Source organism: Novosphingobium sp., from assembly GCF_965229225.1.
Classification (GTDB): Bacteria; Pseudomonadota; Alphaproteobacteria; order Sphingomonadales; family Sphingomonadaceae; genus Novosphingobium.
On the sequence record NZ_OZ245867.1, the window covers coordinates 3,821,157 to 3,838,881 of the forward strand.

Sequence of the window (17,725 nt, forward strand, 5' to 3'; positions counted from 1 at the left end):
GCCATCGCCTCTTGGCCGCTGGCCATCACTGCCCGAATGCTGGCCGGTTTGCCAGCCAAATTGGAACCTAGCCTCATGCATCCTTATCGTTCCCACACCTGCGGCGCGCTCGCGAAGACGGATGTCGGGCAGAACGTGCGCCTTTCGGGCTGGGTGCACCGCAAGCGCGACCACGGCGGCGTGCTGTTCGTGGACCTGCGCGACCACTACGGCATCACCCAGATCGTGGCGGACAGCGACAGTGCGGCGCTTGCCGTGCTCGAAGGCCTGCGCGTCGAGAGCGTCGTCACGATTGAGGGCGAGGTCAAGGCTCGCAGCGCCGGCACCGTGAACGCCGCGCTCGCGACGGGTGAGATCGAAGTCTATGCCCGCGCCGCCACGGTGCTTTCGGCGGCGGAAGAGCTGCCCATGCCGGTGGCCGGTGAGCAGGAGTATCCCGAGGATATCCGCCTGCGCTACCGCTTCCTCGATCTGCGCCGCGAGACGCTGCATGCCAACATCATGACGCGCACCAAGGTGATCCGCGACATGCGTGCACGCATGGAAACCGCCGGCTTCACCGAATTCTCGACGCCCATCCTCACCGCCTCCAGCCCCGAAGGCGCGCGCGACTTCCTCGTGCCGAGCCGCATCCACGCGGGCAAGTTCTATGCGCTGCCGCAGGCACCGCAGCAGTACAAGCAGCTGCTGATGGTGGCGGGCTTCGACCGCTATTTCCAGATCGCCCCCTGCTTCCGCGACGAGGACCCGCGCGCCGACCGTCTGCCGGGCGAATTCTACCAGCTCGATCTCGAGATGAGCTTCGTCACCCAGGAAGAAGTGTGGGAGACGATGGAGCCGGTGATCGGCGGCGTTTTCGAGACGTTTGCGAACGGCAAGCCGGTGACGCCTTCGGGCAGCTTCCCGCGCATCGCCTATGATGAGGCCATGCTGAAGTACGGCTCGGACAAGCCGGACTTGCGCAATCCGCTGATCATCACCGATGTCGCCAGCCACTTCACCACCTCGGGCTTCGGCCTGTTCGAGAAGATCGTGGCAGGCGGCGGTACTGTGCGCGCGATCCCCGCGCCGGGCACTGCGGACAAGAGCCGCAAGTTCTTCGATGACATGAACGAGTGGGCACGCAGCGAAGGCCATGCCGGGCTTGGCTACGTGACGCGCAAGGGCGGCGAATTCGGCGGCCCGATTGCCAAGAACCATGGCACCAAGGGCATGGAAGCGCTCTATGCGGCGCTGGGCCTTGGCCCGGACGACGGCTTGTTCTTTGCCGCCGGCAAGCCCGAGCAGGCCGCCAAGCTGGCCGGTGCTGCACGCACCCGCGTCGCCGAGCAGCTTGGCCTCATCGACAAGGACCGCTTCGAGCTGTGCTGGATCGTCGATTTTCCGTTCTACGAATGGGACGAGGACGCCAAGAAGGTCGAGTTCGCGCACAACCCGTTCTCGATGCCGCAGGGCGGCATGGCTGCGCTGGAAAGCCAGGATCCGCTGACGATCAAGGCTTTCCAGTACGATCTGGTCTGCAACGGCTATGAAATCGCCTCGGGCTCGATCCGCAACCAGTCGCCCGAACTCATGGTCAAGGCGTTCGAGCTCGTCGGCCTGTCCAAGGCAGACGTTGAGGAGCGCTTTGGCGGGCTCTATCGTGCCTTCCAGTATGGCGCGCCGCCGCACGGCGGCATGGCGGCGGGCGTGGATCGCATTGTCATGCTGGTCTGCGGCGCGCAGAATCTGCGCGAGATTACGCTGTTCCCGATGAACCAGCGTGCCGAGGACTTGTTGATGGGTGCGCCTTCGCCGGCGATCAACACGCAGCTGCGCGAATTGCATCTGCGAACGGTGGAACCCTCGAAGGGGTGAGCGGATTAGGCAGGGAGGGCGCGCAAACCGCCGGTCAGGCCGCCCGTCTTGCCGCTTCTTTCACCGCTCGTCACGCATCTCGCACAATTCGTCCACATCGCAACACTTGCCAGCCCGCAATCCGGACATTAGGGCGATGGCCAGATTTGAGTATACCAACCCAGTTCCTTGAAGGGGCAAAAGAATGAGCGATACTGCCGACCGCGTGAAGAAGATCGTTGTCGAGCACCTCGGGGTAGAGGCCGACAAGGTCACCGAAGACGCGAGCTTCATCGACGATCTCGGTGCCGACAGCCTCGATATCGTTGAGCTGGTCATGGCGTTCGAAGAAGAGTTTGGTGTCGAGATCCCCGATGACGCGGCCGAGAAGATCGCCACCGTGTCGGACGCGATCAAGTACATCGACGACAACAAGGGCTGATCCTTTCGGATTGCCAACCCGTCCGTACCTTCCCGTCTTGACCGCGTTTGGTGGCATGGCGGGAACGGCGGTCGTCCCCCGGCCTTGATCCGTCGGGGCTTCGACAGGCTCGGCCCCGCAAGGGTCTGGGCCTGTTGTGCTTAAAGGTCCGTCTGCCGCATCGAGAGCAGACGTTTCGGAGATAACAATGCGTCGTGTCGTCATCACCGGACTTGGCCTCGTCACCCCGCTGGGGGCCGATGTCGAAACCGTCTGGGCCAATCTGATCGCCGGGAAATCGGGCGCGGGGCAGATCACCCGCTTCGATACCGCCGGGCAAAAGTGCACGATCGCGTGCGAGGTCAAGCCCGCCGATCACCCGTGGGGTTTCGATCCGAGCAAGCGCGTCGATTTCAAGGTGGTGCGACAAGTCGATCCGTTTATCGTCTACGGGATCGATGCTGCGGGGCAGGCGCTTGAAGACGCCGGGCTGACCGACATGGACGATGAGCTCAAGATGCGCACCGGCTGCTCGATCGGTTCGGGCATCGGAGGCTTGCCGGGCATCGAGAGCGAATCGATCGTCCTGCATGAAAAGGGTCCGGGCCGCGTGAGCCCGCACTTCGTGCACGGCCGCCTGATCAACCTCATCTCGGGCCAGGTCTCGATCAAGTATGGCCTGATGGGCCCCAACCACGCCGTCGTCACCGCCTGCTCGACCGGCGCGCACTCGATCGGCGATGCCGCGCGCATGATCCGCGATGATGACGCTGACATCATGCTCGCGGGCGGTTCGGAAAGCACGATCAACCCGCTCGGCGTGGCCGGCTTTGCCCAGGCACGCGCGCTCAACTGCAGCTTCAACGACCGTCCCGAACAGGCGAGCCGTCCCTATGACAAGGGCCGCGATGGATTTGTGATGGGCGAGGGCGCTGGTGTCATCGTGCTCGAGGAATACGAGCACGCCAAGGCACGCGGTGCGAAGATCTACGCCGAAGTCGTCGGCTACGGCCTCTCGGGCGATGCCTACCACGTCACCGCGCCGCATCCCGAAGGCAAGGGCGCCGAACTCGCCATGCGCATGGCCTTGCGCAAGGCCGGGATGGAGCCGGGCGACATCGATTACGTCAATGCCCATGGCACCTCGACCATGGCTGACACGATCGAACTGGCGGCAGTCAAGCGGGTGCTCGGGGCCGATCTGTCTGGCGCTTCGATGAGCAGCACCAAGTCCGCCATCGGCCACCTGCTCGGCGGTGCCGGCGCGGTCGAGGCGGTGTTCTGCGTGCTCGCAATCCGCGATCAGATCGTGCCGCCCACGCTCAATCTGGATGACCCGGATGAGGGCTGCGAAGGTGTCGATCTCGTACCCAAAGTTGCGAAGAAGCGTGTCGTGCGCGCTGCGCTCAACAACTCGTTCGGATTTGGTGGCACCAACGCCAGCGTGATCGTGAAGGCGATCTGAGCCGGAGACGGGGGAGGCGGCGTTCGATGCCCAAGGCAGCAGGCCGCCTCAGGATCATCGCGCTGGCCGTGCTGCTGGTGATGGGCGCCTTTGGCGTCCATTTCCTCTACGGCTGGTTTGGCAGCGGCCCGCTGGTCAAGGACGCAACCTTCTCCGTGCCAGAGGGCGCGACGCTCGCCGGCGTCGCGGAGAAGCTGGAAACGGAAGGCATCGTCGCATCGGCGGATACGTTCCGTGTCCGCGCGCGCCTGCTGGGCGGCAGCGAGCCGCTCAAGGCGGGTGAGTACGCCATTCCGGCGCATGCCAGCGGCTCGGCCGTTCTGGCGATCCTCCAGGGCGTGGGCGGCGAAGTTCGCCGCATGGTCACCGTTCCCGAAGGCATGCCCTCGATCATGGTGGAGGAACGCGTCGCCAAGGTCACCCTGCTGACGGGGCCGGTGCCGACGCTTGCGGAAGGGTCTGTCCTGCCCGATACCTACGCGTTCCAGCGCGGGGAGAGCCGCACGGCGGTCGTGACCCGGATGCAGCAGGCGATGGCCCGCACGCTGGCCAAGCTCTGGGCAGACCGCGCGCCCGATACTGTCGCGCGCAGCCCTGAAGAAGCCGTTGTTCTGGCCTCGATTGTCGAGAAGGAGACCGGCAAGCCTTCGGAGCGGCGCATGGTCGCTGGGCTTTACTCCAACCGGATCCGGCAGGGAATGATGCTCCAGGCCGATCCCACGATCATCTATCCGATCACGCGCGGCAAGCCGCTGGGGCGGCGCATCCGCCAGTCTGAAATTCAGGCGGTCAATTCCTACAACACTTACACGATGGTTGGCCTGCCCAAGGCGCCGATCACCAATCCGGGCAAGGCCTCGATCGAGGCGGTGCTGCATCCGGCCAAGACCAACGCGCTGTTCATGGTCGCTGATGGCAAGGGCGGGCACGTCTTTGCCGCCACCCTGCAAGAGCACAACGCCAACGTTGCCCGCTGGTTCGCGATTCGCCGCGCGCGTGGGGAGCTCTAGGCGGCCGTGCAGGCCCCGCTGGTGGTGACGGCCGAGCTGCCGGCCGCGCTCCAGTCCCGCGCCGATGCCCTGCGCCGTGCGCACTATCCCGCAGACCGCAACCTGGTGCCGGCGCACGTAACCTTGCTGCGCGCATTGCCGCCCTTCGTTGAGGACGAAGCGCGGCGCCTGCTGGCCGCGCTCGCCGCCGAACTACCACCGCCGCCCGCGCAGATGACCGGCCTGATGGATCTTGGCACCGGCACCGCGCTTGCGATCGAAAGCCGCTCGCTGCTCGACCTGCGGGCAATGATCGCCGAGCATTTCCACGGCATGCTCACGCTGCAGGACGAGGGCGTGCCGCGTCTCCATGTCACCGTTCAGAACAAGGTACTGCGGGCAGAGGCAAAAGCCCTGCAGGCAGCCCTTGCCCCCGCCGTGCAGCCGGAGCGATTTGCCTTCGCCGCGCTTGCGCTCCACCGCTACCTCGGCGGTCCATGGCAGCCGGCGGGCCGCTGGCCCTTCCGTGGGCACGTCCGGCGTTAAGCCATGTGCCACAAGGCCGATTCCCCTGTTGACCCCGCAGGCAGCCTTGCCTAATAGGCCCGCCTGCCCTGCCGCCGGATGTGTCCGCCGCAGGGCCAGAACCCTTCGGGGCGGAGTAGCTCAGCCGGTTAGAGCAGCGGAATCATAATCCGCGTGTCGGGGGTTCGAGTCCCTCCTCCGCTACCATTCCTGTTTCCGGAGACCTCCACGGAGGTCCGGATTTTTCCAAAAATCGCCAGAAAAGCAGAGGGTTGCGGGTGATTCGCGTCCGCATGTGCCCTTGGCCTTCCACGTGCAGCCAGATTTGGTGTGGGGGTATTTTGGGGGTACTTTCGCGGAGTGTCGGAAAGGAGCGATACCCCCAATGCCTCTCACAGAGACTCAGGCCAAGAATGCGAAGCCACGCGAACGGGCTTACAAGCTTTCAGACAGTGAAGGTTTGTTCCTGCTCGTACAGCCAAACGGAACGAAGCTGTGGCGGATGAAGTACCGCCATTCGGGCAAGGAGAAGCTGCTTTCGTTCGGTGCCTATCCGGCGGTGGGCATTTCGGCTGCCAGAGAAAAGCGAGCCGAGGCCAAAGCGCTGCTCATTCAAGGTCAGGACCCCATGCAATCGAAGGGTCAGAGCCAGCGAGAAGAATTGGAAACGTTCGAGGCGGTCGCGAAGCGTTGGCACGACAACCGCAAGTCTGCGCTCAATCCGGCTCATGCCGAGCGCGTCTGGTCCCGGTTGGAACGGGACGTCTTTCCTGCCCTCGGCAACAAGCCCATCCACGAGATCACTGCCCCCGACGTGCTCGCCATGATCCGGGAGATCGAAAAACGCGGTGCGCTCGACATAAGCCGCCGCGCCAAGCAGGGTGTCGGCCAGGTTTTCCAGTTCGCAATAGCATGTGGTCTGGCTGCCAATGATCCGACGACGCACCTTCGCGGGGCCTTGAAGCCTCGGCCCCGCGTTCAGCACATGAGCCGCCTGCCGCTGAGCGAGCTCCCGGCATTTCTCGAAAAGCTGCGTGGCTATCAGGAGGAGGGCGAGCGACGCTCGGCGATCACGCGCGATGCGGTCATGTTTGCTCTGCTGACTTGGGTGAGAACCAAGGAACTCCGATTCGCCGTCAAGTCTGAGTTTGAGGGGCTGAATACGACCGAGCCCATTTGGCGCATTCCTGCAAACAGGATGAAGATGGGGCGCGAGCATCTTGTGCCGCTTTCCGCTCAAGCCACTGCGATTGCCAAAAAGATGATTGCCTCATCGACCGGCGATTACATCTTTCCGGGCATTCACCCGAACAAGCCGCTGTCCGAAAACACCATGATCTACGCTCTTTACCGGCTCGGCTATCATAGTCGTCAGACGGTCCACGGCTTTCGAGGGCTGGCTAGCACCTGGGCAAACGAACAACTGGTAGAATTCGGCAAGCCAGCGATCTGGATCCGGCGATATCATGAGGATTGGGTCGAGATGCAACTTGCCCACTCGGACAAGGACGAGGTTCGCAGCGCCTACAACGCCGCAGAGTATCTCACACCACGCCGACGCATGATGCAGGACTGGGCGGACTTCTTGATCGGCGGAACGGTCGTCGACATCAAGCGTGGCCGCAAGCGCGCCGCGTAACCGCCTTGGTCAAAGTGGCCCGATCCAGTCTGCGCGCACCCGGTCAATGCCAGTTATCACTCCGTCGACGATCACCTTGGAGCCAAGGAGGGAGTCAACGTTGTCTTCAGCCTCAATCACCCAGATCTCGTGCTGATCGGTTGTGAGGATCAGTCCGCGCTTGGCACGATCCAAAGTTCCAGCAATCCGCTGGCGTTCTGTACTCACTGATACCCTCATTCTGAGCGCCAATTGCGCAGAACATCCCGCACATAGCCCGGCGTTTCGCCGTTTAGCGGTACTCGCCAAGCACGCTCGACCGTGCCCGGTCCTGCGTTATAGGCAGCTATGGCAAGATGCACCATGCCAAAGCGGTCAAGCAGTGTCCTGAGATAGCGCGCAGCCCCGGTGATGTTGGTAAGCGGATCATAGCGATTGCCAATTCCGAGGGCCTGAGCTGTTCCAGGCATCAACTGGCCAAGGCCAGCCGCACCTGCCCTGCTCAGCGCCAACGGATTGTACCGTGACTCGGTCCAGATCAAAGCGTCGAGTAGTCCGGGAGGCAGCGCGTACTGTCGTTCCGCTGCGGCTACATGGGGGAGGTAGATAGCCCTTCTGAAACTCCCAGGCCTATCGCCACCCGCCACCGCACGAAGAGGGCGAACGGTCACTGGGAGTGATGGACTTCGACGCGGATTCAGTTCCTGATTTGGCCAAGCACCGAACGTCACAAGCGCAAACCCGCCTTGTCCAGTTTGAGTCGTTACGCCTGCAGCAGGATTGGCAGTCTGGGCCTGCATCGCGCGTGGAGCTTCGGCAGCCCATGCAGTGCTCGTCGAGGCTAGTGCCAGCGCCGATGGCAAGACACACCCTGATAGTCTGGTCATCTCGAACGTTCCTCTAGCCGACTCGGATGAGAACATATATAGAACACTACGCGCGATAAAGCGCGTTTCGAATGGGCGCAGAGCGGAGGCTGCGCAGGCGGTGGCATCCTTGATGGAGATGCCCGATGCCCAATGCCCCCGTTACTGATCGCCTTGAAGTCCGTGCCCGCCAGATCGTTGCCGATCTTGGCGGCACCTGGTCGCGCTGCCGCGGCATGTGCCGATGTCCGGCGCATGATGACCGCACGCCGTCGCTCAGCGTGACGCTGGGATCGCGTGCGATACTGTTCCACTGCTTTGCCGGGTGCACCAATGACGCCGTGCTGGCTGCGCTTGCCCAGCGCGGCGTGAAGCCTTCAGCCCTGTTTGATGGGCGAGCGGAGGTGGTTCGGACCGCTCCGCCGGAAGCTGTTCCGACCGAGAGCATCCAGCGGCTTTGGCGGGATGCGACGTGCCTCGTGGACAGCCCGGCCGAGCGATATCTTGCAGGTCGCGGCATCTCTGTGGGATCTCCCGATCTGCGCTATCATCCGCGCACACCGCTTGGGCCCAAGGGCGCAGTGAGGTTCCTTCCGGCGTTGTTGGCTGCTGTTCGCAGCGACCTCGGGGTCATCGCGCTCCATCGCACCTTTCTGGAGTTCAAGACCTTTACGGTTGCCCGGTTCGACTGCCCGAAGCGTGCGCTTGGCGCGCTCGGCCGGGGTGCGGTGCGCCTCCACGGACCTCGCGGCGGCAAGCTCGGTCTGGCCGAAGGGATCGAGACGGCCCTTTCCGCACGGGAGCTATTCGGCATCCCGTGCTGGGCAACGCTCGGCACCGAGCGCTATGGGCTGGTCTCGATCCCTGAGAGCGTGAACGAGCTGCACCTCTTCATCGATCACGACGCTGCCGGCGAACAGGCGGAACGCCGTGCCCGGGCTGCGTACGCGCGGGAAGGGCGCGTGATCGTGACACACCGTCCCGAGCAGCCAGGTGCCGACTTCAACGATGTCCTGCGGGCCCGGCAGCCTGTCACGGCCTGATCCACAGGAGAGGGGAGGGAGCGTTGAGCCTTTCGAGACCCGCATGGCGCGGGTGTCGTCAGGAGGTTTTCCATGTCCACTCTCCCCACTCTTGCCTTGCCGCTGTCCTGTGAGCCTGCGGTCCTCTCGGTTGCGCGGGCACTTGCGGCCCGGGCCAACCGGTCAGAGCCAATCTCGCGCTCGATCCTCAACACCGAACTGACCGCCCAGTTCGGCGGCACCGACGCTGAAGGCCGCTGGTCAGTACGTGACGCCCATGCTGCGCTCGAACTGGCGCAGGTAATTTGGTTACAGGGAACGGCGGCGATTGCGCTCAGCTCCAGTCCAACGGACGCGGCATTGCAGTTTGATCAGTTCGACAACCTCATTCCGCGCCAGACCGTTCGCAGCGACGAGCAGATCGAACTGCAGCAGTTCGCGACCCCGCCGCGCCTCGCTTGGCTGGCGGCGCGCGCATCTGCGCCAGCGAGCGGCGACCTTGTTCTGGAGCCCTCGGCAGGGACGGGCATGCTCGCAGTCTGGGCAGCGAAAACGGGTAGCGGCCTCGCGCTGAACGAGATCTCTGGGCTCCGCCGGGAGTGTCTCGTGCACCTGTTCCCCGATGCAGCGATAACCAGTCACGACGGGGAACTCATTGATGAGCTTCTCCCCGCGTCCGTGCGGCCCAGCGTCGTCCTCATGAACCCGCCTTATTCCTGGAGCGCCGAGCGCGGCCGCGATGGCAAGACTGCCCTGCGCCACCTCCGCTCGGCGTGGAACCGGCTCGTGGCTGGCGGACGGCTTACGGCAATCCTGCCGGAGTGGTTCGACCTCCCCAGATTTCTTGGTCGAATTGCAGGTCCGGCAACCCTGCGTCTTGATCTCGCAATCGAGCGCGGCTTTGTGGCGCATGGGACGTCGATCACGACGCGGCTGCTGGTGATCGACAAGGTCGACTGTAACTGTCAGACTCTCACCTGCCGGACTTCGGACTTCAGCGAACAGTGCGCGCTCGTTGATGCAGTGCCGCCGCGTGCCGCTATCGCAATCGGATCGTCCGCGCCGCGACGGACGATCAACGTCCTGCCGCTGCTGCGCCCGTCGGCGCGCCCTGTCCCTGTGCCATCGCCCCGGACGGTATCGTCTGGCGGAGCGGTGCCTGTCGCGTTCTCTGCGCTCGAAGTGCCGGCTGCGACGCCTGAGCAGGTCGGCCACTATCTGCCCTATCGCCCGAGCCGGATTGCCATCGCCGGCGCCGCTGAGCACCCGACACCGCTTGTGGAATCCGTCGCCATGGGCTCGATCACCGCGCCGGTGCCAACTGCAGTGCCAAAGCTTCCCGGTCACGTGATTGCTAAAGGTCTGCTCTCGGCCGCCCAGATCGAGACCCTGATCTACGCGGTGAGTGCCCATGCCCGAGACCTGCCCGGCCAATTCGAGCCCGAGGACAAGGGCTGCCTCCTCAAGCCTAGCGCGGACGGCAAATCCTATCGCATGGGCTACTTCCTCGGTGATGGCACTGGGGCCGGCAAGGGCCGCCAGGTTGCGAGCGTCATTCTGGATCGCTGGGTGCAGGGCTTTCGCCGGCACATCTGGATCTCGAAGAACGAAGCGCTGGTCGAGGATGCACGGCGCGACTGGTCCGCGCTTGGCGGCCTGCCCATCGACATCCAGCCGCTCGCGACCTGGAAGCTCGGCAGCCCGGTCACAATGCAGGAGGGCATCCTCTTCGTGACCTATCCGACTCTGCGGTCGGGAAGGGCTGATACCACGCGGCTCGATCAGCTCCTCGCCTGGGCAGGCGAAGACTTCGACGGCGTGATCGTTTTCGACGAAGCCCATGCCATGGCCAACGCCGCCGGCGGTGAAGGTTCGCGCGGCAAAGTCAAAGGCTCGGAGCAAGGCGTGGCCGGTGTGCGCCTGCAGAACCTGCTGCCGCGCGCCCGTGTCCTCTACGCCTCTGCGACCGGCGCCTCGGACGTCAACAATCTGGCCTACGCAACCCGGCTTGGCCTCTGGGGTCCCGAAACGGCCTTTGCAACACGCGAGGGGTTCGTGACCGACATCCGGGCGGGAGGCATCGCCGCGATGGAACTCGTCGCCCGCGACCTCAAGGCGCTTGGGCTCTACACCGCGCGGGCCCTATCGTTTGCGGGGGTCGAGTACGAGATCCTCGAACACGCCCTGAGTGCTGACCAGATCGCAGTCTATGACGCTTATGCGGAAGCCTGGGCGATCATCCACGCCAATCTACGTTACGCCCTCGAAGCCACTCGTATCGTCGATGGGGAAACTGGCGGCACGCTCAACAGCGGCGCCAAGTCCGCGGCGCTCTCGGTTTTCGAGGGCACGAAGCAGCGCTTCTTCGCGCAGCTCCTCCTGTCGATGAAGCTCCCGAGCCTGCTGCCGGCCATCGATACCGCCATCGCCGAGGGCAATGCCGTCGTGGTCCAGCTTGTCTCAACCGCCGAGGCCATGCTGGACCGCCGCCTTGCCGACCTCACCGATGAGGAACGCGAGGCGCTCGAGATCGATCTCAGCCCGCGCGAGGCGATTTAATGCGGACCTCAGCATTAGATCGCTTCTTTGCAGTCCGCCATTATCTCGAGCGGAGCGGCAGGAGGCTCGGATTTGCGTCGCTTTGTCATGATTTCACTCCAGATAATTACAGGTTCTTCGACCCCAACAAGTCGAAGGAACCACGATGCCAAGAAGATCATTTTGTTCGTTTCGGCCTGCGCCGAGCAGGGTCGAGGATCCGCCCAGTCCCGACACACTATTCACCGCATTCCTCTCCTCTCTGTCCGTGGACGAAGGAGCGGCCAGTGCAGTCCTGTACGGTGCAGCGGTCCGTCATTTCCTGCACTGGCTGGAGCTGAGGGGGATTATAGTCGGGGAGATCGACGATGCTGTTGCCCGCCGTTTTGAGAAGCATCGATGCCGATGCGCAGGCTACTCGGCACAAGAACCTGACTACAAAGCCGATCTTGCAGCGCGCGTCCGGCGTTTCATTCGGTTTCTTGAAGATCAGGGTTACATCGTTGTCGCTGACGGGATCGACGAGCTGGGGCGCCATTTCGCCGACTATTCGGATAACATCGACGACCTCCAACTCGCTCCGGGAGTGTCGCAAAGCTACAGATCGGAGGCTGAGCACTTTGCCGCGTGGCTCCGCATATCCAGACGACGCTGGGATGATGTCGACGACAAGATTATCGGCCAGTACGCGGTGCATGATTGTCGCTGTCCGGTCTGGCGCAAGCGAGGCAAGCTAGTCCCATCGGGGGCGAAGCGGCGGCGGCGATGTGCTCGGCTGTAGATTTGCGCTGAGAATTGACCCGGGAGGGGCATAATTTCCACTGAGAAGTGACCCATGTTCTGACCTTCCCCCTGGCTGCCTGGTCGGGGGACATTGGAGTGATCGACATGGCTTTATTGAGCGTTATCCGGCGCTGGCACTTTCGTGATGAGATGCCGATCCGGGAGATCGAGCGACGCACAGGTTTGTCGCGCAACACGATCCGCAAGTACCTTCGTGCCGGGACAGTTGAACCCAAGTTCAAGGTTCCCGAGCGGCCGAGCAAGCTGGACCCGTTCGCCGAGAAGCTGTCGGGTTGGCTGCGGATCGAGGCAGGCAAGTCGCGCAAGCAGAAGCGCACGGCCAAGCAGATGCACGCCGACCTCGTCGCTTTGGGATATGAAGGATCCTACGGCCGGGTGGCGACGTTTGTGCGGGGCTGGAAGGCGGACCGGCAGCGTGATGCCCAGACCAGCGGGCGCGGCACGTTCGTGCCGTTGGTGTTCGAGGCTGGTGAAGCCTTCCAGTTCGACTGGAGCGAGGACTGGGCGGTGCTTGGTGGTGAGCGGGTCAAGCTGCAGGCCGCCCACACCAAGCTCTCGCACAGCAAGGCGTTCATCGTTCGGGCTTATCAGCTGCAGACCCACGAGATGTTGTTCGACGCGCTGACCCAAGCGTTCCGTGTGCTTGGCGGCGTTCCCCAGCGCGGGATCTTCGACAACATGAAGACTGCAGTCGACCGGATTGGTGTCGGCAAGGCGCGACAGGTCAACGCCCGCTTTGCCGCAATGGCCAGCCATTACCTGTTCGAGCCCGAGTTCTGCAACCCAGCCTCGGGGTGGGAGAAGGGACAGGTCGAGAAGAACGTGCAGGATGCGCGTCGCCGATTGTGGCAGCAGCTGCCGAGCTTCCCGGATATCGATGCGCTCAATGCCTGGCTCGAGGAACAGTGCATCACGCAATGGGGCGAGATCCAGCATGGCGGCTTGCCCGGCACCGTGGCCGACGTTCATGCCGCGGAGGTGGACAGCCTGATGCCGCTGGGGCGGCCCTTTGACGGATTTGTCGAGCACACCAAGCGGGTATCGCCGATCTGCCTCGTGCACTTTGAGCGCAATCGCTACAGCGTGCCCGCCTCGTTCGCCAACCGGCCGGTCAGCGTCAGGATTTATCCCGAGCGGATCGTCGTGGCCGCCGAGGGTCAGATCCTGTGCGAGCATTCCCGGATCATCGACCGGTCCCACCACACTGGCGGGCGGACGGTCTATGACTGGAGGCACTATCTGGCGGTGATCCAGCGCAAGCCGGGAGCGCTGCGCAATGGCGCACCGTTCGCCGAGATGCCCGAGGCCTTCAGGCAGCTGCAAAGCCAGCTCCTGCGCCGCCCCGGCGGCGATCGGGAGATGGCCGAGATCCTGGCGCTGGTGCTGCAGCATGACGAGCAGGCGGTGCTTTGCGCAGTCGAACTGGCGCTTGAGGCGGGCGTTGCCACCAAGACCCACGTCCTCAACCTTCTCCACCGCCTGACCGACGGGAAGGCACCTCCAGCATCCCCGATAGATGCGCCTCAGGCGCTGCGCCTTGCTCAGGAGCCTCTGGCCAATGTCGGGCGCTATGATGCCCTACGCGATGGAGGGCTGCGTCATGCGTCATGATCCTGCCAGCGCCGCTGTTGTTGTCATGCTCAAGGCGCTGAAGATGTACGGCATGGCCCAGGCGGTCGGCGACCTTATCGAGCAAGGCGCGCCGGCCTTCGACGCGGCCGTGCCGATCGTCTCCCAGTTGCTCAAGGCCGAGATGGCCGAACGCGAGGTTCGCTCGATCGCCTACCAAATCAAGGCAGCCCGGTTCCCCGCCTACAAGGATCTGGCCGGGTTCGACTTTGCCGCCAGCGAGGTCAACGAAGCACTGGTCCGGCAACTCCACCGCGGCGAGTTCATCGATGGTGCCGATAATGTCGTTCTGATAGGCGGGCCCGGCACCGGCAAGAGTCACATCGCGACCGCGCTCGGCGTCCAGGCGACCGAGCATCATCGCAAGAAGGTCCGGTTCTTTGCCACAGTCGATCTGGTCAATGCCCTCGAGCAGGAAAAGGCCATGAACAAGGCGGGCCAGCTTGCCGAGCGCCTGCTGCGCCTCGACCTCATCATCCTCGACGAGCTGGGCTACCTTCCGTTCAGTCCATCAGGCGGTGCACTGCTGTTCCATCTGCTCAGCAAACTCTACGAGCGCACCAGCGTCGTCATCACCACCAATCTCAGCTTCAGCGAATGGGCCCAGGTATTCGGCGATGCCAAGATGACCACCGCACTACTCGATAGGCTCACCCACCACTGCCACATCCTCGAAACAGGAAATGACAGCTTCCGCTTCAGGGCCAGTTCCGCTGTCCCCAAATCCAGAAAGGAAAAATCACCGGCTTGACCTACGTCCCGTACAGCGGGACATAACTTCCACCCGGGTCAATTCTCGATGAAAATCCCGGGTCAATTCTCAACGCAAATCTACAATGGGCGGCGCGATTGCGCCCCCACAAATCGGGATCGAAGCCGAAAGTCAGCGAGACTTGACCGTAATCCTTCCAGCCATCGGGGAGGAACTCGGCGGGAATACCCGTGTTACCGCTCTGCCGCCGGACACCGGCCTCGCCGTCCACACCGATGGAGGGCAGCCGGCCCGCGCCGACGCGCTGTGCTTCGGCCTCGGCGCGTCTGATCCGGGCCATGGCCACGGCGACCTGCGGGGAGTTCGCCAGCCCTTCCTCGATCAGCGCCGTCAGTTGCGGATCGCCGGCAAGCCGCCACCACTGATCCGGTGGCCAGACAGCGTCACCCCGCGCAGCAAGGGTCTGCGACGACCCGATGCTGTCGGCGGTCTGCATAACAGGCTTGATGCCGGATTTTGGCACCGGAACGCAGCCGGCGAGCGCCAGGATCGCCGAGGCCGGCAGGAGCAATCGGCGGTTAGGCGACATAGGCCCCCCTGCCGCTGGCGAGCAACCGCCCATCCGTGTCCTCGATCCGGGTCTCTGCGACGCTCAACTGCTTGCCGAGCTTGACCACCCGGCCAATTGCACGGAGCGGACCCGTGGTCGCCGGGCGGTGAAAATCGACGCGCATGTCGGCGGTGGCGCGTGCCGAGCCGCCCAGCGCATTGATCGCATAGAGTCCAGTAAGATCGATCAGGGCGGAGAGGATACCGCCGTGCGCCGATCCGATCATCGGGTTGGAGACGATTTCATCCCGCCACGGCATTTCGAGGATCAACTCGTCAGCGGTCACTGCGACAATATCCAGCCCGAGCCAGCGATGGAACGGGGCGACCAGCAGCAATTCGCGCAAGGCCTCCAGTTGTGGAAACGATGGCTTGTGGGTCATTCTCCCCCCTTTCGAGCATGGGTGCGGATCAGGAAATCCACGACTGTTTCGCCAAAGAGGTCGTTTTGGTCGCCGACGACCATATGCGTTGCATCAACAATATCGCTGTATTCTGCATGGGGAACCAACTCGCGGAAATGGGCCACGGTCTCCGGCGAGACGAGATCGCTCGATCCACCGCGGACAAGATGAACAGGAAGGGTCAGCCTTCGCGCAGCTTCGCTGAGTTCTACCCTGCCATAGCCACGATCCTCGCTTTGATCTTCGTCCTGGCGCATGACCCCAGTCACAAATGCAGGATCCCAGTGCCAGTAATAGCGACCATCCGCCTTTTGCCGCAGGTAACGCGCCAAGCCGGGCGAAGCGCTACGGCTTGGACGATTGGGAAGATATTCGGAAATCACGCGCGCCGCTTCGTCAGGTGAGGCGAACCCCTCGCCAGCATGGGTTGCCATAAAGCCTATCACGCGCGCGACACCGCCAGCATCCAGTTGCGGGGTGACATCGACCAAAGTTAGCGATGCAAATAGGTTCGGGCCGAGTTCGCCTTCGGCCAGGATCCCCGCAAGGCCGCCCAGCGAAGCACCAACCAATGCAGGCTTGCGATCCATTGCGCTGGCAATGGCAGCCAAATCGCCAGCAAAGTCGGCAATCGCATATGCCCCGTCTGGGGCCCATGCACTATCGCCATGGCCGCGCAGGTCGAGGGCAATCGCCCGAAACCCGTTTTCCGCCAGGAGATTCGCAATCCTCTTCCATGCCCATCGCGTCTGGCCACCACCGTGCGCCAGCAAGACCGGCGTTCCCCCGTCAGGACCTTCGGCGCTGGCAGCGATTCTGTGCCCACAGTGGCCAACAAGTGTCAGATCAGAAAACATGCTTATCTCTTACTGTAATACTTTTTACAGTAAAGACTTTTCATGCATCGCCAGATGCGTTAGCTGTCGTTTCCATGGGAAATACAGCGCCAGGCAAGGGTTATCTCACCGAGGCAGACGATCTCGTTTTCTTGCTCGAGGAGGTGCCGCGCAAGCTGCGAAAGCTCTTCGACGCAAGTACAGTCAAATTCGGCCTGTCCCGCACCCAGTGGCGCGCGCTTGGATATATCTACCGGACCCCCGGCCTCACCCAGACCGAACTGGCTAAGCACCTCGAAATGGAACGAGCCAGTGTCGGGCACGTGATCGACCAGCTGGAAAAAGCCGCCTTCGTCGAGCGCCGCTCCGCCGAAGGCAACCGCAGAATCTGGGCGCTGCACCTGCTTCCCAAGGCGATCAAAATTCTCCCTTCGCTGCGCACGGCAGCCGACAGGATCTACGAACGGGTCCTGACCGGGATTTCCGAAGAAGAGGCGGACATCGTCAAGGACATGCTCGCGATCATGTCCTCGAACCTTGAAGATTGAAGCCAGGAAGCCGGGCCCCGACGGAGCTCGAAGGTCAACAGCGTAGTTCTTTGAATCAGGCGCCGAGCGTCCTCAGCGGCTGCGAAACGGAGCCATAGCCTGCGTCGGGCGGTATCACCAGAACACGCTCGCCATTCTCGATCGAGACCTCGGGTAGCACCGTTACCAGCCTGCGTTGCCTTGCGCGGGAAAGGCAATCTTGCGCGCTTTCCGCCTCGGCGAGCAGCCTCAGGTTCATCAAGGTGGGAAAGATGATGGTACGTTCGCCCACAGCCGCCAATCGGATCGCCTCGGACGGCGAGATCCATTCCGCATCGACGGTCTCGCGCCCATCACACGCCGCGACTTGTCCCGGTGGAGCGCTCATGGCGTAGAACCAGGTGTCGAACCGCTTGGGCATCATGGTTGGGGTAATCCACCGAGCGAAGATGGCGAGCTCGTCCAGCCTGAGGTGGACACCCAGTTCGCGAATGACATCGATGAAAGCGACCTTGCCAGCATCGACGGCGCTTCTCACCGACGCGTCGCACGGGTCCTCGAAAGGTGTGCCTTGGGCGGTCTGCGCCAACAGAATACCGGTTTCCTCGAACGCCTCGCGGATCGCCCCGATCCGCAAAGTTCGCTGCACCGGATCCAGTTCGTCCCATCCAATTGCATGCTCGGCCCAGCGCTCGTCGGTGTCGCCGCCATGCGTCTTTCCCCCGGGGAAAACCAGGGCGCCGGACGCAAAGTCGATCTGGTGGTGGCGCTTGACCATCAGGACCTGGAATTCGGGCTGATCACGTACCAGAAGCACCGTCGCTGCGGGCTTCGGCTCGGGAATCTGAGGTGCATTGGTCATGTCTGTCTCCCTGGCTTTAGCTGCATCGACACCCTTTGGCGCGCTCACAATTCCGTTGATGC

The 17,725-nt window shown here is 63.2% G+C and carries 17 protein-coding genes, 1 tRNA gene and 1 pseudogene; 12 read left to right on the top strand and 7 right to left on the bottom strand.

The features are described 5' to 3' along the window. Window positions 1-75 precede the first annotated feature (75 nt). From aspS to ACO06X_RS17980, 7 genes are all read left to right on the top strand, one after another. A complete protein-coding gene (aspS, locus tag ACO06X_RS17950; RefSeq protein ID WP_421837531.1) occupies window positions 76-1,857 on the top strand; it encodes an aspartate--tRNA ligase in 1,782 nt (593 codons plus the stop codon). 184 nt (window positions 1,858-2,041) lie between these two features. Continuing rightward, the gene (locus ACO06X_RS17955) at window positions 2,042-2,278 is read left to right on the top strand and encodes an acyl carrier protein (protein WP_054121351.1); all 237 of its coding nucleotides are present in this window, start codon (window positions 2,042-2,044) and stop codon (window positions 2,276-2,278) included. 187 nt (window positions 2,279-2,465) lie between these two features. Continuing rightward, a complete protein-coding gene (fabF, locus tag ACO06X_RS17960) occupies window positions 2,466-3,722 on the top strand; it encodes a beta-ketoacyl-ACP synthase II (RefSeq protein ID WP_421837532.1) in 1,257 nt (418 codons plus the stop codon). A 26-nt stretch (window positions 3,723-3,748) separates the two neighbouring features. After that, window positions 3,749-4,732 (top strand): endolytic transglycosylase MltG, encoded by a 984-nt coding sequence (gene mltG / locus ACO06X_RS17965; protein ID WP_421837533.1) that lies wholly within the window; start codon window positions 3,749-3,751, stop codon window positions 4,730-4,732. A gap of 6 nt (window positions 4,733-4,738) precedes the next feature. Further along, window positions 4,739-5,257: a 2'-5' RNA ligase family protein gene (locus tag ACO06X_RS17970; RefSeq protein ID WP_421837534.1), complete on the top strand. Its 519-nt coding sequence runs from the start codon at window positions 4,739-4,741 to the stop codon at window positions 5,255-5,257. A gap of 109 nt (window positions 5,258-5,366) precedes the next feature. Further along, window positions 5,367-5,443 (top strand) — tRNA-Met (locus tag ACO06X_RS17975). A 178-nt stretch (window positions 5,444-5,621) separates the two neighbouring features. After that, window positions 5,622-6,875: a tyrosine-type recombinase/integrase gene (locus ACO06X_RS17980; protein WP_421837535.1), complete on the top strand. Its 1,254-nt coding sequence runs from the start codon at window positions 5,622-5,624 to the stop codon at window positions 6,873-6,875. Window positions 6,876-6,884: 9 nt separating this feature from the next. Here ACO06X_RS17980 and ACO06X_RS17985 read toward each other — a convergent pair whose 3' ends face one another. After that, window positions 6,885-7,082: a DUF5818 domain-containing protein gene (locus ACO06X_RS17985; protein WP_143146794.1), complete on the bottom strand. Its 198-nt coding sequence runs from the start codon at window positions 7,080-7,082 to the stop codon at window positions 6,885-6,887. An 8-nt stretch (window positions 7,083-7,090) separates the two neighbouring features. After that, window positions 7,091-7,741, bottom strand: coding sequence for a lytic transglycosylase domain-containing protein (locus ACO06X_RS17990; protein WP_421837536.1), 651 nt, complete (start codon window positions 7,739-7,741; stop codon window positions 7,091-7,093). A 125-nt stretch (window positions 7,742-7,866) separates the two neighbouring features. Between ACO06X_RS17990 and ACO06X_RS17995 the strand changes: the two genes are divergently transcribed. Both ACO06X_RS17995 and ACO06X_RS18000 read left to right on the top strand, forming a co-directional pair. Continuing rightward, on the top strand, window positions 7,867-8,763 hold the full coding sequence (locus tag ACO06X_RS17995) for a DUF7146 domain-containing protein (RefSeq protein WP_421837537.1): 897 nt from the start codon (window positions 7,867-7,869) through the stop codon (window positions 8,761-8,763). Window positions 8,764-8,835: 72 nt separating this feature from the next. Beyond that, a pseudogene (locus ACO06X_RS18000) lies at window positions 8,836-11,298 on the top strand (strawberry notch-like NTP hydrolase domain-containing protein); the annotation flags it as partial. Window positions 11,299-11,518: 220 nt separating this feature from the next. Here the strand turns inward: ACO06X_RS18000 and ACO06X_RS18005 are convergent. Next, entirely contained in the window at window positions 11,519-11,977 is a 459-nt protein-coding gene (locus tag ACO06X_RS18005) for a hypothetical protein (protein ID WP_421837538.1), read from the bottom strand. A 191-nt stretch (window positions 11,978-12,168) separates the two neighbouring features. Between ACO06X_RS18005 and istA the strand changes: the two genes are divergently transcribed. Together istA and istB are read left to right on the top strand one after the other, a co-directional pair. After that, window positions 12,169-13,695 carry an IS21 family transposase gene (gene istA, locus ACO06X_RS18010; protein ID WP_421836316.1) on the top strand — a complete coding sequence of 509 codons (1,527 nt, stop codon included), beginning with the start codon at window positions 12,169-12,171 and terminating at the stop codon, window positions 13,693-13,695. Beyond that, entirely contained in the window at window positions 13,685-14,464 is a 780-nt protein-coding gene (gene istB / locus ACO06X_RS18015) for an IS21-like element helper ATPase IstB (RefSeq protein WP_421839854.1), read from the top strand. Before istA ends, istB begins: the two co-directional genes overlap by 11 nt. A 1-nt stretch (window position 14,465) precedes the next feature. On the opposite strand, the gene ACO06X_RS18020 is transcribed toward istB, so the two are convergent. Genes ACO06X_RS18020 through ACO06X_RS18030 form a run of 3 tightly spaced genes read right to left on the bottom strand, consistent with a single transcriptional unit; the run spans window position 14,466 to window position 16,295 of the window. Further along, window positions 14,466-14,996: a TolC family protein gene (locus ACO06X_RS18020; protein WP_421837539.1), complete on the bottom strand. Its 531-nt coding sequence runs from the start codon at window positions 14,994-14,996 to the stop codon at window positions 14,466-14,468. Between the two features lie 7 nt (window positions 14,997-15,003). Further along, window positions 15,004-15,417 (bottom strand): hotdog fold thioesterase, encoded by a 414-nt coding sequence (locus ACO06X_RS18025; RefSeq protein WP_349022646.1) that lies wholly within the window; start codon window positions 15,415-15,417, stop codon window positions 15,004-15,006. Then, window positions 15,414-16,295, bottom strand: coding sequence for an alpha/beta fold hydrolase (locus ACO06X_RS18030; protein ID WP_421837540.1), 882 nt, complete (start codon window positions 16,293-16,295; stop codon window positions 15,414-15,416). The genes ACO06X_RS18025 and ACO06X_RS18030 overlap by 4 nt, the downstream gene beginning before the upstream one ends. A gap of 74 nt (window positions 16,296-16,369) precedes the next feature. Between ACO06X_RS18030 and ACO06X_RS18035 the strand changes: the two genes are divergently transcribed. Next, window positions 16,370-16,822 carry a MarR family winged helix-turn-helix transcriptional regulator gene (locus ACO06X_RS18035; protein ID WP_421837541.1) on the top strand — a complete coding sequence of 151 codons (453 nt, stop codon included), beginning with the start codon at window positions 16,370-16,372 and terminating at the stop codon, window positions 16,820-16,822. Between the two features lie 55 nt (window positions 16,823-16,877). On the opposite strand, the gene ACO06X_RS18040 is transcribed toward ACO06X_RS18035, so the two are convergent. After that, window positions 16,878-17,663, bottom strand: a complete 786-nt coding sequence (locus tag ACO06X_RS18040) for a hypothetical protein (protein WP_349022649.1) — start codon at window positions 17,661-17,663, stop codon at window positions 16,878-16,880. Window positions 17,664-17,725 lie beyond the last annotated feature (62 nt).

Bases quoted from the DNA above. Each gene is read 5' to 3' on its own strand.
- aspS (WP_421837531.1), top strand. From the start codon at position 76: ATGCATCCTTATCGTTCCCACACCTGCGGCGCGCTCGCGAAGACGGAT.
- ACO06X_RS17955 (WP_054121351.1), top strand. From the start codon at position 2,042: ATGAGCGATACTGCCGACCGCGTGAAGAAGATCGTTGTCGAGCACCTC.
- fabF (WP_421837532.1), top strand. From the start codon at position 2,466: ATGCGTCGTGTCGTCATCACCGGACTTGGCCTCGTCACCCCGCTGGGG.
- mltG (WP_421837533.1), top strand. From the start codon at position 3,749: ATGCCCAAGGCAGCAGGCCGCCTCAGGATCATCGCGCTGGCCGTGCTG.
- ACO06X_RS17980 (WP_421837535.1), top strand. From the start codon at position 5,622: ATGCCTCTCACAGAGACTCAGGCCAAGAATGCGAAGCCACGCGAACGG.
- ACO06X_RS17990 (WP_421837536.1), bottom strand. From the start codon at position 7,741: ATGACCAGACTATCAGGGTGTGTCTTGCCATCGGCGCTGGCACTAGCC.
- ACO06X_RS17995 (WP_421837537.1), top strand. From the start codon at position 7,867: ATGCCCAATGCCCCCGTTACTGATCGCCTTGAAGTCCGTGCCCGCCAG.
- ACO06X_RS18005 (WP_421837538.1), bottom strand. From the start codon at position 11,977: ATGCACCGCGTACTGGCCGATAATCTTGTCGTCGACATCATCCCAGCG.
- istA (WP_421836316.1), top strand. From the start codon at position 12,169: ATGGCTTTATTGAGCGTTATCCGGCGCTGGCACTTTCGTGATGAGATG.
- istB (WP_421839854.1), top strand. From the start codon at position 13,685: ATGCGTCATGATCCTGCCAGCGCCGCTGTTGTTGTCATGCTCAAGGCG.
- ACO06X_RS18025 (WP_349022646.1), bottom strand. From the start codon at position 15,417: ATGACCCACAAGCCATCGTTTCCACAACTGGAGGCCTTGCGCGAATTG.
- ACO06X_RS18030 (WP_421837540.1), bottom strand. From the start codon at position 16,295: ATGTTTTCTGATCTGACACTTGTTGGCCACTGTGGGCACAGAATCGCT.
- ACO06X_RS18035 (WP_421837541.1), top strand. From the start codon at position 16,370: ATGGGAAATACAGCGCCAGGCAAGGGTTATCTCACCGAGGCAGACGAT.
- ACO06X_RS18040 (WP_349022649.1), bottom strand. From the start codon at position 17,663: ATGACCAATGCACCTCAGATTCCCGAGCCGAAGCCCGCAGCGACGGTG.